The 15,540-nt window shown below is 66.5% G+C and carries 13 protein-coding genes; 11 read left to right on the forward strand and 2 right to left on the reverse strand.

Annotated features, from left to right (window positions below; genetic code table 11):
• Window positions 1-2 precede the first annotated feature (2 nt).
• The 3 genes from ERC79_RS21070 to truB are packed head-to-tail and all read left to right on the forward strand — an operon-like array spanning window position 3 to window position 2,597.
• Window positions 3-926 carry a metallophosphoesterase gene (locus ERC79_RS21070; protein ID WP_131580308.1) on the forward strand — a complete coding sequence of 308 codons (924 nt, stop codon included), beginning with the start codon at window positions 3-5 and terminating at the stop codon, window positions 924-926.
• A gap of 47 nt (window positions 927-973) precedes the next feature.
• On the forward strand, window positions 974-1,642 hold the full coding sequence (gene npt / locus ERC79_RS21075; protein WP_131580309.1) for a 4'-phosphopantetheinyl transferase Npt: 669 nt from the start codon (window positions 974-976) through the stop codon (window positions 1,640-1,642).
• A 25-nt stretch (window positions 1,643-1,667) separates the two neighbouring features.
• Entirely contained in the window at window positions 1,668-2,597 is a 930-nt protein-coding gene (gene truB / locus ERC79_RS21080; RefSeq protein WP_131580310.1) for a tRNA pseudouridine(55) synthase TruB, read from the forward strand.
• 88 nt (window positions 2,598-2,685) lie between these two features.
• Here truB and ERC79_RS21085 read toward each other — a convergent pair whose 3' ends face one another.
• Window positions 2,686-3,396: a metal-dependent transcriptional regulator gene (locus ERC79_RS21085; RefSeq protein ID WP_131580311.1), complete on the reverse strand. Its 711-nt coding sequence runs from the start codon at window positions 3,394-3,396 to the stop codon at window positions 2,686-2,688.
• A gap of 145 nt (window positions 3,397-3,541) precedes the next feature.
• Between ERC79_RS21085 and ERC79_RS21090 the strand changes: the two genes are divergently transcribed.
• The 5 genes from ERC79_RS21090 (at window position 3,542) to ERC79_RS21110 (ending at window position 11,428) form a co-directional block, all read left to right on the forward strand.
• Entirely contained in the window at window positions 3,542-4,513 is a 972-nt protein-coding gene (locus tag ERC79_RS21090; RefSeq protein ID WP_207390377.1) for a bifunctional riboflavin kinase/FAD synthetase, read from the forward strand.
• Between the two features lie 134 nt (window positions 4,514-4,647).
• Window positions 4,648-4,917, forward strand: a complete 270-nt coding sequence (gene rpsO, locus ERC79_RS21095; RefSeq protein ID WP_131580313.1) for a 30S ribosomal protein S15 — start codon at window positions 4,648-4,650, stop codon at window positions 4,915-4,917.
• Window positions 4,918-5,210: 293 nt separating this feature from the next.
• Window positions 5,211-7,481, forward strand: a complete 2,271-nt coding sequence (locus ERC79_RS21100) for a polyribonucleotide nucleotidyltransferase (protein ID WP_131580314.1) — start codon at window positions 5,211-5,213, stop codon at window positions 7,479-7,481.
• A gap of 156 nt (window positions 7,482-7,637) precedes the next feature.
• Window positions 7,638-8,978, forward strand: coding sequence for a pitrilysin family protein (locus ERC79_RS21105; protein ID WP_131580315.1), 1,341 nt, complete (start codon window positions 7,638-7,640; stop codon window positions 8,976-8,978).
• A gap of 125 nt (window positions 8,979-9,103) precedes the next feature.
• Window positions 9,104-11,428, forward strand: a complete 2,325-nt coding sequence (locus ERC79_RS21110) for a universal stress protein (protein WP_165497184.1) — start codon at window positions 9,104-9,106, stop codon at window positions 11,426-11,428.
• Window positions 11,429-11,482: 54 nt separating this feature from the next.
• Here the strand turns inward: ERC79_RS21110 and ERC79_RS23800 are convergent, their stop codons facing one another.
• On the reverse strand, window positions 11,483-11,608 hold the full coding sequence (locus ERC79_RS23800; protein ID WP_278249714.1) for a hypothetical protein: 126 nt from the start codon (window positions 11,606-11,608) through the stop codon (window positions 11,483-11,485).
• 21 nt (window positions 11,609-11,629) lie between these two features.
• Here ERC79_RS23800 and kdpF point away from each other — a divergent pair, with 21 nt between their 5' ends.
• From kdpF to kdpB, 3 genes are read left to right on the forward strand one after another with little or no spacing between them, the layout of a single operon-like run.
• Window positions 11,630-11,722, forward strand: coding sequence for a K(+)-transporting ATPase subunit F (gene kdpF / locus ERC79_RS23660; RefSeq protein WP_131580317.1), 93 nt, complete (start codon window positions 11,630-11,632; stop codon window positions 11,720-11,722).
• Window positions 11,719-13,389, forward strand: coding sequence for a potassium-transporting ATPase subunit KdpA (gene kdpA, locus ERC79_RS21125; protein ID WP_131580318.1), 1,671 nt, complete (start codon window positions 11,719-11,721; stop codon window positions 13,387-13,389). Before kdpF ends, kdpA begins: the two co-directional genes overlap by 4 nt.
• Window positions 13,389-15,539, forward strand: a complete 2,151-nt coding sequence (gene kdpB / locus ERC79_RS21130) for a potassium-transporting ATPase subunit KdpB (RefSeq protein ID WP_131580319.1) — start codon at window positions 13,389-13,391, stop codon at window positions 15,537-15,539. The genes kdpA and kdpB overlap by 1 nt, the downstream gene beginning before the upstream one ends.
• The last annotated feature ends 1 nt before the right edge of the window (window position 15,540 follow it).

Consider the following 15,540-nt stretch of genomic DNA (forward strand, 5'->3'; position numbering starts at 1 on the left):
GTGTGGCAGGCAAGCTGATGGCGGTGAGTGACACGCACGTCGGGCACCGGGGTAACCGGCCGATCACCGAGGAGATCTTCCCGGACTCACCCGACGATTGGCTGATCGTTGCAGGAGACGTCTCCGAGAAGACCGATGACATCCGTTGGGCTCTGACGCTGCTGCGGAGCCGGTTCGCGAAGGTGATCTGGGTGCCGGGGAACCACGAGCTGTGGACCACCGCGAAGGACCCGGTCCAGATGCACGGGAAGGCGCGCTACGACCACCTCGTCGCGATGTGCCGCGAGATCGGCGTCATCACGCCCGAGGATCCGTACCCGGTGTGGGAGGGCGATGGCGGGCCGGTGACGATCGTGCCGATGTTCCTGCTGTACGACTACACGTTCCTGCCGGACGGAGCCACCGACAAGGCGGACGGTCTGCGGATCGCGCGGGACAAGAACGTCGTCGCGACCGACGAGTTCCTGCTGTCGTCCGAGCCGTACGCGACGCGCGACGCGTGGTGCCACGCGCGGCTCGAGGAGACTCGTGCCCGCCTGGATGCGCTGGATCCGGCGATCTCGACGATCCTGATCAATCACTTCCCGCTCGTGCGTCAGCCCACCGAGGTGCTGTTCTACCCGGAGTTCGCGCTGTGGTGCGGCACCGAGGCGACCAAGGACTGGCACACCCGTTACAACGCGCTGTGCTGTGTGTACGGACACCTCCACATTCCGCGCACCACGTACTACGACGGAGTCCGGTTCGAGGAGGTGTCGGTGGGTTACCCGCGTGAGTGGCAGCGTCGTGGCCTGCCGGCGAAGCTGCTGCGGCAGATCCTGCCGGTGCCCGAGTACGCGCCGGGCACACTGAACAAGTTCGGTGGTCACTTCACGATCACCGCAGAACAAGAAGCCGAGTACGAGCGAATGAGAGCACAGCGGTGAGGGAGACACTGGGTTGAGGGAGAAACTGGGTTGAGGGAGAAACTGGGTTGATCGAGCGCATCCTGCCTGCCGGTATCGCGTCGTCGGAGCTCTTCGAGGACCCGCCCGGGCTGCAACCGCACCCGCAGGAGGAGTCGTTGATCGCGAGGGCGGTCGAGAAGCGTCGTCGCGAATTCATCGGGGCCCGTCACTGCGCACGCCTCGCGATGGCCGACCTCGGGGTCGATCCGGCCCCGATCCTGCGGGGCGACAAGGGCTCTCCCGTGTGGCCGCGCGGCATCGTCGGCAGCCTGACACACTGCGACGGCTACCGCGCGGCGGTGCTCGGCCACGCGATGCAGGTGCGTGCACTCGGGATCGACGCCGAACCGAACGGGCCGCTCCCGAACGGCGTGCTGGACGCGGTGAGCCGGCCGGAAGAGCGGGCATGGCTCGCCACTGTCGACTCGTCCGTCGTGCATTGGGACCGGCTGCTGTTCTGCGCCAAGGAGACCACGTACAAGGCGTGGTTCCCGCTGACCGGTCGCTGGCTCGGGTTCGAGGACGCGCACATCACCTTCACGAGTGACGCCGACGGGGCCGACGGGACCATGGGTTCCTTCCACTCGCGACTGCTCGTGCCCGGCGGAACCCTCGACGGGCCGCCGCTGGCGAGTTTCGACGGTCGTTGGATCGTCTCCGACGGGCTGATCGTCACCTCGATCTCGGTGACCTGACCGGCGGCTGGCAGAATCGGACCACGTGTCCAAGTCTGAAAAACCGTCCTCCGGCCTCGTCGGCGCCGGACTGCTGATTGTCGACAAGGATGCGGGGTTGACCAGTCACGACGTCGTCGCGAAGTGCCGCAAGCTGCTCGGCACCCGCAAGGTAGGGCACGCCGGCACCCTCGACCCGATGGCGACGGGTGTGTTGGTTCTCGGGGTTGAACGCGCGACCAAACTTCTGGGACTGCTCGCATTGACGACCAAGTCGTACCGCGCGACCATCCGACTGGGGCAGAGCACGTCCACCGATGACGCGGAGGGTGAGGTGCGCTCGACCGCCGACGCTGCCCCAATCACCGACGAGGAGATCGCGGCCGAGGTCGAGCGGCTCACCGGCGACATTCAGCAGGTCCCGGCGAGCGTCAGCGCGATCAAGGTGGACGGCCAGCGTGCCCACGCACTGATCCGCGCGGGCGAGGAAGTCACCCTCGCGGCTCGTCCCGTCACCGTCTCCCGATTCGAGGTTCTGGCACGGCGCGACGTACCGGGCGTCGGTGGCGGAGCGTACGTCGACCTCGATGTGGATGTGGACTGCTCGTCGGGCACCTATATCCGGGCGCTCGCCCGTGACCTGGGTGCCGCGTTGGGCGTCGGCGGTCATCTGACGGCGTTGCGGCGCACCAAGGTCGGTCCGTTCACGCTGGAACACTCCCGCACCCTCGAGCAGCTCGCGGACGATCCCGCGGTCAGCCTGGACATCGATCAGGCCGCGCAGACCGCCTTCCCGCATCGGCAGATCAATGCCGCGGAGGCCGAGGCGATCAGCCAGGGCCGCTGGCTCGAGCCGATCGGGCTCAAGGAGATCTATGCGGCGATCGACCCGAGCGGACACACGATTGCGCTGATCCAGGAGCGCGGCAAGCGGGCCAGTTCGGTGATGGTCGTCCGGCCCGCGACGCTGCGCTAGGCGGTTGCTGGGAGGCTTCAGAGGCCCGGGATGAGTCCCGGGTGGGCGACTCGCTCGGTGCCCTGCCCGGGCGTCGGTCAGGCGCGGCCTAGACCAGCCAGATGGCTTGTGCGGCAGGGTTGCCGAGGTCCACGGTGTCGGGTTCCGAGCCCAGGCGAATCGAGACGGTGCCCGCGAAGTCGCGACGCTCGACGACGGCGATCTCGGTGTCGAGGGCGATTCCGACCGAGTCGAAGTACCGCAGCATTGCCGGATCGGCGTCCGAGATTCGGGCGACCCGGCCGGTGTCTCCGTTCTCGAAGTCGCTCAGCTGACGAGCGGGCGGGGTGGGGATGGTGCCGTCGGCCGCCGGGATCGGATCACCGTGGGGGTCACGTTCAGGGAAGCCGAGCTTGGCATCCATGCGGTCGATCATGCGGTCCGAGACCGCGTGTTCGAGCACCTCGGCCTCGTCGTGGACCTCGTCCCATCCGTATCCGAGTTCGTTGACCAGGAATGTCTCGATGAGGCGGTGCCGGCGCACCATCGACACGGCCGCCGATCGGCCGGCGTCGGTCAACGCGATCGAGCCGTAGCGGGCATGATCGACCAGTCCCTGGTCGGACAGCTTGCGGATGGCCTCCGACACCGTCGACGCCGACACCCCGATCCGTTCCGACAGCAGTTTGGTCGATACCCGTTCGCGCGACCACTCCTGCACGGTCCAGATGACCTTGAGGTAGTCCTGCGCGACCGATGACAAGGTGTCCGGGCGGGCCGCCTCACCCGGGGCGGTTACGTCTGTCTTCTGCGTGGCCACGGTTACGAGCTTAGGCAACCGTCATCGCGGACACACATCAACACCCGGCGCGCCGCCGCGCAGTCACGTCACATCATCTGCGGATTCGTGGCGGACGGTCGATCCGAAGGTGACCGACGTGGGTCGTGGCCGTAGGCTGCCACCTGTGCAGAGATGGCGAGGTCTGGACGATGTGCCGGCGGACTGGGGGCGTTGTGTCCTGACGATAGGCGTTTTCGACGGCGTGCACCGTGGGCATGCGCAGCTGATCACGCGGGCGGTCGACGCGGCCCGCGAACGCGGAACAGCCAGCATTCTCATGACTTTCGATCCACATCCCGCAGAGGTGGTTCGCCCGGGCAGTCATCCGGCGCAGCTGACGACGTTGCCCCGGCGGGCGGAACTCGTCGAGGAACTCGGCGTCGATGTCTTCTGCGTCATGCCGTTCACGACCGAGTTCATGAAGCTCTCGCCGGAGCGCTACGTGCACGAGATCCTCGTCGAGCGGCTCCACGTCGCGGAGGTGGTCGTCGGCGAGAACTTCACGTTCGGGCGCAAGGCGGCCGGAAACGTGGACCTGCTCCGGGAGACCGGTGCTCGCTTCGGTTTCGCGGTGGACGGCGTCAGCTTGCTCGCCGAGCATGCAGTGACCTTCTCGTCGACCTACATCCGTTCGTGTGTCGATGCCGGTGACGTCGCTGCCGCTGCCGAGGCGCTCGGTCGTCCGCATCGCGTCGAGGGCGTCGTGGTCCACGGTGACGGCCGTGGGCGCGGCCTCGGGTTCCCGACCGCCAATATCGCTCCGCCGATGTACTCGGCCATTCCGGCCGACGGCGTCTACGCCGCGTGGTTCACCGTCCTCGGTTCAGGTCCGGTCGCCGGCACCGTCGAACCGGGGCAGCGGTACCAGGCCGCGGTCTCGGTGGGCACCAACCCCACCTTCTCCGGTCGCACCCGCACTGTCGAGGCATTCGTGCTCGACCGGGAAGCAGACCTGTACGGCCAGCATGTGGCTGTCGACTTCGTCGAACGGGTCCGCGGTATGGAGAAGTTCGACTCGGTGGATGCGCTGATCGAGGAGATGGGCCGCGACTCCGACAGGGCACGGCAGATCCTCACCGCCGCAGCCGCCGGCTGAAGCGGGTAACGCGCCTGGTAATCTCTTGCGTTGGTGTGTGCTGCGGTTCGCGGCGGCTGCACCCGTCGGAGGTCCGGGTGTGAGCCCGGTCTGCGATTCCTTTCACGCGGACGTCAGTTACAGGAGTGCACAAAGTGGCATTGACCACCGAGCAGAAAAAGCAGATCCTCGGCGAGTATGGACTGCACGAGACCGACACCGGTTCGCCGGAGGCGCAGGTGGCCATGCTCACCAAGCGCATCGTCGATCTCACCGAGCACCTGAAGATGCACAAGCACGACCACCATTCCCGCCGCGGCCTCCTGCTGCTGGTCGGGCGCCGTCGTCGTCTGCTCAAGTACATCCAGAAGGTCGACATCGCGCGTTACCGCTCGTTGATCGAGCGTCTCGGCCTGCGCCGATAAAACGCGCTCACGGCGAGTCGCCTCGCCGACCTCACCGATAGCCAGCGAGGCTTGCATAGTCGATGCTTAGACTGAGTCTCGTTGGCTATCGGTGTTTGCACCAGCAGTGTGTGTACGACTGCCGTCCGCGCCCACAGCCGTGGCGTCGGTCTTCGGTAGTGGCCCTCCGGATTCCATCCGGCAGGCTTCAATCGACGGCCGCCTCCGCGCTGTGAGGGAGCGCAGCCGCGACCAGGAGGGTCGCGGCGCCCATGCGGATACGGCAAAAGACGAGAGGGAAGAGAAGAAAAGCAATGACAGACAATTCCGCGAACTCCGCAATCGAGGTCGAGGAGGGCGTGTTCGAGTCCACCGCCGTCATCGACAACGGGAGCTACGGCACCCGCACCATTCGTTTCGAGACCGGCCGCCTCGCGCAGCAGGCAGCCGGCGCCGTCGTCGCCTACCTGGACGACGAGACCATGCTGTTGTCGGCCACCACGGCCAGCAAGCAGCCCAAGGAGCACTTCGACTTCTTCCCGCTGACGGTGGACGTCGAGGAGCGCATGTATGCCGCGGGTCGCATCCCCGGCTCGTTCTTCCGTCGTGAGGGCCGCCCCTCCACCGACGCGATCCTCACCTGCCGCCTGATCGACCGGCCGCTGCGACCGTCGTTCGTCGACGGTCTCCGCAACGAGATCCAGGTTGTCGTGACGGTCCTGAGCCTCAATCCAGCCGACCTGTACGACGTTGTCGCGATCAATGCCGCATCCGCGTCCACCCAGATCGCCGGCTTGCCGTTCTCCGGCCCCGTCGGTGGCGTGCGTGTCGCGCTCATCACGTCCGAGGACGACAAGAAGGGCCAGTGGGTCGCGTTCCCGACGGTCGAGCAGCTCGAGACCGCAGTGTTCGACATGGTCGTCGCCGGCCGCGTCGTCGAGTCCGGTGACGTCGCCATCATGATGGTCGAGGCCGAGGCCACCGAGAACGTCATCGAGCTCATCGACGGTGGTGCGCAGGCGCCCACCGAGGCGATCGTGGCCGAGGGCCTCGAGGCCGCGAAGCCTTTCATCGCCCGCCTGTGCCAGGCCCAGCAGCAGTTGGCCGAGAAGGCTGCGAAGCCGACCGGTGAGTTCCCGCTGTTCCCGGCCTACCAGGACGATGTCTTCGCCGCAGTGGAGAAGGCTGCGGCCGCTTCGCTGACCGATGCGCTGTCCATCGCCGGCAAGCAGGAGCGCGACGACAAGACCGACGAGGTCAAGGTCGCCGTGCTCGAGCAGGTGGCTCCGCAGTTCGAGGGCCGCGAGAAGGAGATCGGCGCGGCGTTCCGCTCGCTGACGAAGAAGCTTGTGCGCCAGCGCATCCTGCGCGATCAGTTCCGCATCGATGGCCGTGGCATCACCGATATCCGGTCGCTGTCCGCCGAGGTCGCGGTGATCCCGCGTGCGCACGGCAGCGCGTTGTTCGAGCGTGGCGAGACCCAGATCATGGGCGTCACCACTCTCGACATGGTCAAGATGGCGCAGCAGGTCGACTCGCTGGGTCCCGAGACCAGCAAGCGCTACATGCACCACTACAACTTCCCGCCGTACTCGACCGGTGAAACCGGTCGCGTGGGCTCGCCGAAGCGTCGCGAGATCGGCCACGGCGCTCTCGCGGAGCGCGCGCTCATGCCGGTGCTGCCCAGCCAGGAAGAGTTCCCGTACGCGATCCGGCAGGTCTCCGAGGCGCTGAGCTCCAACGGCTCCACCTCGATGGGCTCGGTCTGTGCCTCGACGCTGTCGCTGCTCAACGCCGGTGTGCCGCTCAAGGCCCCGGTTGCCGGCATCGCGATGGGCCTGGTCTCCGACGAGGTTGACGGCGAGACCCGCTACGTGGCGCTCACCGACATCCTCGGCGCCGAGGATGCCTTCGGCGATATGGACTTCAAGGTCGCGGGCACCAAGAACTTCGTCACCGCCCTGCAGCTCGACACCAAACTCGACGGCATCCCTTCGAAGGTGCTGGCCGGCGCGCTGTCGCAGGCGCACGACGCTCGCACCACGATCCTCGAGGTCATGGCTGAGGCCATCGACACCCCGGACGAGATGAGCCCCTTCGCGCCGCGCATCACCACCATCAAGGTGCCGGTGGACAAGATCGGCGAGGTCATCGGCCCCAAGGGCAAGATGATCAACTCGATCACCGAACAGACCGGTGCCAACGTCTCCATCGAGGATGACGGCACGGTCTACGTCGGTGCCGCGGACGGCCCGTCCGCGCAGGCTGCGATCGACATGATCAACGCCATCGCCAACCCGCAGCTGCCCAAGGTGGGCGAGCGCTTCCTCGGCACGGTCGTCAAGACCACCGCCTTCGGCGCGTTCGTCTCGCTGCTCCCGGGCCGCGACGGACTGGTGCACATCTCCAAGCTGGGCAACGGCAAGCGGATCGCCAAGGTCGAGGACGTCGTCAACGTGGGCTCCAAGCTCCGCGTCGAGATCGCCGACATCGACAACCGCGGCAAGATCTCGCTGATCCCTGTCGAAGAGAGCAGTGACGAGTCGGCCGCACCGGCGGCGGGCTCCGAGACCGCTGCCGAGTAATTCGGCCAGCACTACCGTTCCCGGCCCCGCACGGTTCGTCCGTGCGGGGCCGAGCCGGTTGCCCGGTGTATCGTGGATCGACGCTCACCAGCCTTCGGGATCTTTCCGGATTTTTTTCGGGATTCTTTCGGGACATAAGGAAAAACGAACCGCCATATGGCTCAATCCCTTCGCGAGAAGCCTCACCGCGGCTCCGCTCTCGACAACCATCCCCGCACCGGCGTGGAGCGCACCGTGCTCCCCGGCGGACTCCGTGTCGTCACCGAGCATGTGCCGGGGGTACGGTCGGCCTCGGTCGGTGTCTGGGTCGGTGTCGGCTCGCGCGACGAGCAGCCGACGGTCGCGGGCGCCGCACATTTCCTCGAACATTTGCTGTTCAAATCGACCCCCACTCGCTCTGCCCTCGACATCGCGCAGGTGGTGGACGGTGTCGGCGGCGAACTCAACGCGTTCACTTCGAAGGAGCACACCTGCTTCTACGCACACGTGCTCGACGACGATCTTCCGCTCGCGGTGGACCTGGTCAGTGATGTCGTGTTGCGCGGGCGCTGCCGGTCGGTCGATGTCGACGTCGAGCGGCAGGTGGTACTCGAGGAGATCTCGATGCGCGACGACGATCCCGAGGACCTCCTCGGTGATGCGTTCCTGACCGCCCTGTTCGGTGACCACCCGGTCGGCCGACCGGTGATCGGTAGCGTCGAATCGATCGAGGCGATGACCCGGACCCAACTGCATTCCTTCCACGTACGCCGATACACGCCCGACCGTATGGTGGTCGCGGTCGCCGGCAACATCGAACACGAGCACACCGTCGAACTGGTCCGGCGCGCCTTCGAGGGACACCTGGACCGAGCAGCGCAACCCGCGCCGAGGCGCGAGGGCGCGATCCGATTGCGCACGGCGCCGACGCTGAGCTTGACCAAGGGGGGCGGTGAACAGGCCCATCTCGCGCTCGGGGTGCGAGCATTCGGCCGGCACGAGGGACATCGGTGGCCGCTGTCGGTGCTCAATGCCGCAGTCGGCGGTGGTCTGAGTTCCCGCTTGTTCCAAGAAATTCGGGAGGAACGCGGGCTGGCGTACTCGGTGTACTCGGGTGTGGACACCTTCGCCGACACGGGCGCGTTCTCCGTCTATGCGGGGTGCCAGCCGGAGAACCTCGGCGAGGTCGCCACGCTGATCCGTGAGGTTCTCGCGAACGTAGCTTCCGACGGCATCACCGATGCCGAATGTGCCCGCGCGAAGGGCTCGCTGAGGGGTTCTCTCGTTCTGGGGCTGGAGGATTCGGGTTCCCGGATGACTCGCATCGGGCGGAGCGAGCTGAACTACGGAAACCATCAGTCGGTGTCGGAGACCCTCACGCGTATCGACGAGGTCACCACGGACGAGGTGCGGGAGGTGGCCAGTACGCTGCTGGCGCGCCCGTTCGCGGCGGCGGTGGTGGGTCCGTACCGCCGGAAGCGGGATCTGCCCGCGTCGGTCCGGGGGATCGTGAAGTAGCTCGGGCTCCAGATCCGGCCGGGGCCGCGGAACGTCGTCAGCCGAGACACGGGGGGCGCCCGGCTCTAGCCTGGTAGTCGAGCCCGATGCGCGAGCAGCGATTCGGAGCTCCACAGGAGGTGCCCATGGCGCGCGGACGGCTGCGCATCTACCTCGGTGCGGCGCCCGGGGTCGGCAAGACCTACGAGATGCTCCGGGAGGGCCACCGGCGAGCCGATCAGGGCGCAAATTGTGTGATCGGTGTGGTCGAACCCCACGGCAGACGCGCCACCGCGGCGATGGCTGAGGGCCTACCGACCGTGCCTCGTCGCTGCGTGTCCTATCGGGGCCTCGAACAGTCGGAGATGGACCTGGACGCGGTGCTGGCGCGTCGGCCGCAGGTGGTGCTCGTCGACGAGCTGGCCCATTCCAACGCCCCGGGTTCGCGACATCTCAAGCGGTGGGAAGACGTGGAGGAGCTACTCGAGGCGGGCATCGACGTCGTGACGACCCTCAACGTCCAGCACCTGGAGTCGCTGGGCGATGTGGTGGCACAGGTGACCGGCGTGCGGCAGCGTGAAAGTGTGCCGGACTGGGTGGCGCGGAAGGCCGACGAGCTGGAGCTGGTGGACCTCTCGCCGGAGTCGCTGCGGCGCCGCATGGTGGCCGGCGATATCTATCCCCCGAACCGGATCGACGCCGCACTGTCTCATTACTTCCGGCCGGGCAATCTCACCGCCTTGCGGGAGTTGGCGTTGTTGTGGTTGGCCGACCGGGTCGATGAGGGTTTGCAGCGCTATCGGGCGGAGCACGGCATCACCGCCGCATGGGAGACGCGAGAGCGAATCGTCGCGGGAGTATCGGGGGGCCCGGACAGTGAGGCTCTCATCCGCCGGGCCGCTCGTATGGCGGCGCGGACACCGGGTAGTGAGCTGATGGCGGTGTACGTCGTTCGGAGCGATGGTCGGCGTGGCGCCGATCAGCTCGCGGTGAACCGTTGCCGGACGCTGGTGGAGTCGCTGGGCGGCAGTTGGCACCAGGTTGTCGGAACCCGAGTGGGTGACGCTCTGGGGAGATTCGCACGTTATGAGAACGCCACCCAGCTCGTGGTCGGTGCCAGCGGTCGAGGGGGTGTGCGGGCTTGGGTCAGCGGACGTGAAGATGTTGTCCGGGAGGTGAGCCGCGCCGGGAACGGGCTCGACGTACACATTGTCAGCGAGGAGAAGGGCGGCAGACGGATCCCACTGCCGCGCCCCCAGTGGCCACGCTTCGGTCCTCGCGGCCGAACGTTGGCGATCGTCCTGCTGTTCCTGCTGGTTCCGGCCGTTGCTGTGGCACTGACCGGCGCGCAGTCGGAACTGGTTCTGTACCTGTCGGTGGGCGTGCCCACAGCATTGCTGGCGGGTTGGCTGGCCGAGTCGACTGCCCGGGGGCGCCGGTCCGCGACACGGGCATGTGCCGAAGCTGCCGCAGTGACGTCGATGGCGAGTGCCGTGTTGCGGGGCCGGGGTGAGCTGCCACGGATGCTGGAGCTGGTGCGGGAGACGTTCGGGCTCGAGGCTGTGAGCCTGCTGGAGCGCCCATCCGGAGCACCCTCGGGCGCGGACAGCTGGTTCATTTCCGGTAGCTGCGGGGACCGCCCGCCGGAACGGCCCGGCGAGGCAACCGTTCGGGCCGAGTTGAGTCCCGCCTCGATTCTCGCCGGCCGGGGCCCGGACCTCCTGCCCGCAGATCGGGAGATCTTCACCGCATGTGCGATTCAGATCGCGGAGATGGACCGGGTGCGACACCTTGCCGAGCGTGCGGCGGGTGCGGAGCAGTACGCAGACCGTGAGCACCAGCGCGCGGCGCTGGCAGCTACTGCCGGTCGGGTGTTCGCCGGTCCGGTCGCCTCGGCAAAGCTCGCATTGCACACACTCGGGACACAGCTCCGATCCCGCCCAGAGGAACAGACCCTGCTCGAAGCAGCCGAACACGAGGTGGATCGGATCGGCGATCTGGTGCAGGCTCTCACGGATCTTGCCGGCATGCGGGAGTTCGCCTCGAACGTGCATTTGCGGCAGGTGGATGTCGCCGAGGTTGTCATGTCGGCACTCGACGACTTGGGTCCTGGCCCACATGCCCTGGATGTCCGCGTCCCGGACGACCTGCCGGAGGTCATCGCCGACGCTGCCCTGCTCAGCCGAGTCATTGCTGCTCTGGCGGCCGATGCCCTGAGACGAAGCCGTCCTGGCACGGTACCCGGGATCGCTGCGAGAGCTTCCGGGGCGGGACGGGTGGAGATCCGTTTTCGGCGGATGCGGCCAGTGTCTGAGCCGGCGCGCATCCCGGACGATTCCGGGGAGGGTGCATTCGTGATCAGCATGGCCCGCGACCTCGTCGAAGCCGTCAGCGGCACGCTGGTAGTGGAGGAACCGTCCGGAGAGCAGCCAACGGTTGTGGTCAGCCTGCGCGGAGCCGGAGGCGTGTGACCGCTACCCACGAGATGCTGAGGTGACGCGACCGGCACGGTCCCGATTCGCAATTCACCGGTCCTCGAACATCTCCCGGGTGCACCATGGATGCAGAGCAATCGAACGAAGGAAGCGGATGATGTCCGTCTTGCTGTTCATCGTGCTGACCGCGGCAGTCTTCGCGCTGCTCGCCGTCATACAACGTGCGGTGGAGCGCTTGTGAGCGTCGACAATATCGTCGGGCTGATTCTGGCGGTGGCGCTCACCGTCTTCCTCGCGCTGGCTCTGCTGTTCCCGGAGCGATTCCAATGAGTCCCGTCATCGCTGGAATCGCGTTCACCGGATCCCTTGTTTTCGTGCTCGTAGTCGTTCATAAACCGTTGGGCGACTACATGTATCGCGTCTACAGCGGGTCCCGTCACTCGCGCGTCGAACGGACGATCTATCGGCTGATCGGTGCCGATCCGGCAGCCAAACAGGCGTGGCCGGCATACGCGCGAAGCGTCCTGGCCTTTGCGGCGGTGAGTACCCTGTTCCTGTTCGCCTTCCTGCTGCTGCAACAGCGTCTGCCGTTGCACCTGCCCCAGTCCGGTACCGAGATGACGCCGGACCTTGCCTGGAACACCGCGATCAGCTTCGTGACGAACACGAACTGGCAAGCGTATGCAGGCGAGTCCACGATGGGTCATCTGGCGCAGATGTCGGGGCTGGCTGTGCAGAACTTCTCGTCCGCCGCCGTCGGCCTGGCCGTGTCGATGGCCCTGGTGCGTGGCTTCGCCGGTCAACGCACCGGTGAGCTCGGAAACTTCTGGGTCGACCTGGTGCGCGGTGTGCTGCGCATCCTGCTGCCGATCGCGTTCGTCGCGGCCGTTGTCATGGTGGCGGGCGGGGCCATCCAGAATTTTCGCGTGCACGACCAGGTGGTCGATACCGTCGCCGGCGCCCAGCAGACCATCCCGGGTGGCCCGGTCGCCAGCCAGCAGGCGGTTGCGCTGCTCGGGACCAACGGCGGTGGCTTCTTCAACGCCAATGCCGCGCATCCGTTCGAGAACCCGACAGCCTGGACCAACTGGATCGCAGTACTTCTGCTGATGATGATCGCCTTCTCCCTGCCCCGCACGTTCGGCCGCATGGTTGGCAGCAAGAGACAGGGATACGCAATCACGGCGGTCATGGCGATCCTGGCGGTCATGAGTGTCACGATCACCACACTCGTCCAGCTTCAGCAGCACGGCACCGCGCCGACCGCCGTTGCGGCGGCGACCGAAGGCGTCGAACAGCGGTTCGGGGTGGCGGATTCGGCAACCTTTGCGACTGCGACGACGCTGACGTCGACCGGCGCCACCAACTCCGCACACGACTCCTACACGAGCCTGGGCGGGATGATGACAATGTTCAACATGCAACTCGGTGAGGTCGCCCCGGGAGGGGCGGGATCCGGCTTGTACGGCATGCTCATTCTCGCGGTCATCACGGTGTTCATCGCCGGACTCATGGTCGGCAGAACGCCGGAGTACCTGTCGAAGAAGATCACCCCGCGTGAGATCAAGCTCGCTGCGGCTTACTTCCTCGTGACCCCGCTGATCATCCTGGTCGGGACCGCAGTTGCGATGGCGCTTCCGGGTGCGCGGGACGCGATGCTCAACACGGGACCGCATGGGCTGTCGGAGGTGCTCTATGCCTTCACATCCGCCGCGAACAACAACGGGTCCGCGTTCGCCGGACTTTCCGCGAACACCGAGTGGTACAACACTGCACTCGGCCTCGCGATGGCGTTCGGGCGATTCCTGCCGATCATCCTGGTACTCGCTTTGGCGGGCGCGCTGGCCGAGCAGGGCTCCACACCTGTCTCGGTGGGCACGCTGCCGACGTACCGGCCACAATTCGTCGGCATGGTTGCGGGGGTGACGCTGATCCTGGTGGCCTTGACATTCCTGCCGGTTCTCGCGCTCGGCCCACTGGCGGAGGGAATTCACTGATGTCAGCCGATCCCTCCGCGGCCACCTCCGGTACCTCGACCCCGGCCAAGCCGGGGCGGGTTCGAGGCGGTCTCCTGGAGCCGCGGATGGTGCTTGCATCCCTGCCTGGCGCCGTACGTAAGCTCGACCCCCGCACGCTGTGGCACAACCCGGTCATGTTCATAGTCGAGATCGGGGCGATCTGGAGTACCGTTCTGGCCGTACGGGATTCATCATGGTTTGCCTGGTCCGTCGTGTTCTGGTTGTGGTTCACGGTAGTCGCGGCAAACCTGGCCGAAGCGGTTGCCGAGGGCCGGGGCAAGGCCCAGGCCGACACGCTCCGCAGGGCCAAGACCGATGCGGTCGCTCGCCGGCTCGAGGGGTGGCACAGTGGGGCAACAGATGTTGCCGAGGACGAGGTTTCCGCGACGCAACTCCAGCGAGGCGACATCGTTGTCGTCGAGGCGGGCGACATCATCCCCGGTGACGGCGACGTAGTCGAAGGTATCGCGTCGGTGGACGAATCGGCGATCACGGGCGAATCGGCCCCTGTCATAAGGGAATCCGGCGGCGACCGATCGGCGGTCACCGGTGGGACGTATGTGCTCTCCGACCGGATCGTCGTCAGGATCACCCAGAGCCCTGGCCAGAGCTTCATGGACCGAATGATCGCACTGGTGGAGGGCGCGAATCGGCAGAAGACCCCCAACGAGATTGCGCTCGACATCCTACTGGCGGCGTTGACACTCATATTCGTGTTCGCGGTGGCGACGCTGCAGCCGCTGGCGATCTATTCCAAGGCGGACAATCCCGGTGTGCCCGATACCGCGGCATTGGGCGTCGACGGGGTGAGTGGCATCGTCATGGTGTCGTTGCTCGTATGCCTGATCCCGACGACGATCGGAGCTCTGCTGTCCGCCATCGGCATTGCGGGCATGGATCGGCTGGTGCAGCGCAACGTGCTGGCCATGTCCGGCCGGGCGGTCGAAGCGGCGGGCGATGTCAACACGCTGCTGCTGGACAAGACCGGCACGATCACGCTCGGGAACCGGCAGGCTTCGGATTTCCAGCCGGTGCCTGGAGTCACCGCCGATGAACTCGCGGATGCGGCGCAGATGTCCAGCCTCGCCGACGAAACCCCGGAGGGCCGATCGATCGTGGTGTATGCGAAGCGGGTGCACGGTCTGCGTGAACGCGCGGAAGGCGAGCTCGCGCATGCGAACTGGGTCGAGTTCTCCGCACAGACGCGCATGTCGGGTGTCGATCTCGGTGACGGACATCAGCTACGGAAGGGGGCTGCCGGTGCGGTCGTGGACTGGGTTCGCGCTCGCGACGGCACCGTGCCCGAACAACTCGGGCAGATCGTCGAGGAGATCTCGGCGTCAGGCGGAACGCCGCTCGTCGTCGGCGAGGTGATCGACGGCCGCGCCAGGGTTCTGGGCGCGATCCACCTCAAGGATGTGGTCAAACAGGGCATGAGAGAACGTTTCGACGCGATGCGGCGCATGGGGATCCGTACGGTGATGATCACCGGGGACAATCCGCTGACCGCGAAGGCGATCGCGGAGGAGGCGGGCGTCGACGATTTTCTCGCCGAGGCGACCCCGGAGGACAAGCTGGAGCTGATCAAACGCGAACAGGCGACAGGCAACCTGGTCGCAATGACCGGGGACGGGACGAATGACGCTCCCGCGCTCGCACAGGCCGATGTCGGTGTCGCGATGAACACCGGGACCTCGGCAGCGAAGGAGGCCGGCAACATGGTCGATCTGGACTCCGACCCGACGAAGCTCATCGAGATCGTGGAGATCGGTAAGCAGCTTCTCATCACCCGCGGGGCCCTGACGACCTTTTCGATCGCCAACGACATCGCGAAGTATTTCGCGATCATCCCGGCACTGTTCGTGGGGCTGTTTCCGGGCCTCGGCCTCCTCAATGTCATGCGCCTGCACAGCCCGCAATCGGCGATCCTCTCCGCCGTCATCTTCAACGCGACCATCATTGTGGCGCTGATCCCGTTGTCGCTTCGCGGTGTCAGATACCGCCCGAGCAATGCCTCCGCGCTGCTCAGCCGCAACCTCTATGTCTATGGGCTCGGGGGCGTCATCGCACCGTTTGCCGGGATCAAGCTGATAGACCTCGTCGTTCAGCTGCTGCCGGGGATGTCCTGAC

The organism is Rhodococcus sp. ABRD24 (genome assembly GCF_004328705.1).
Lineage (GTDB): Bacteria > Actinomycetota > Actinomycetes > Mycobacteriales > Mycobacteriaceae > Prescottella.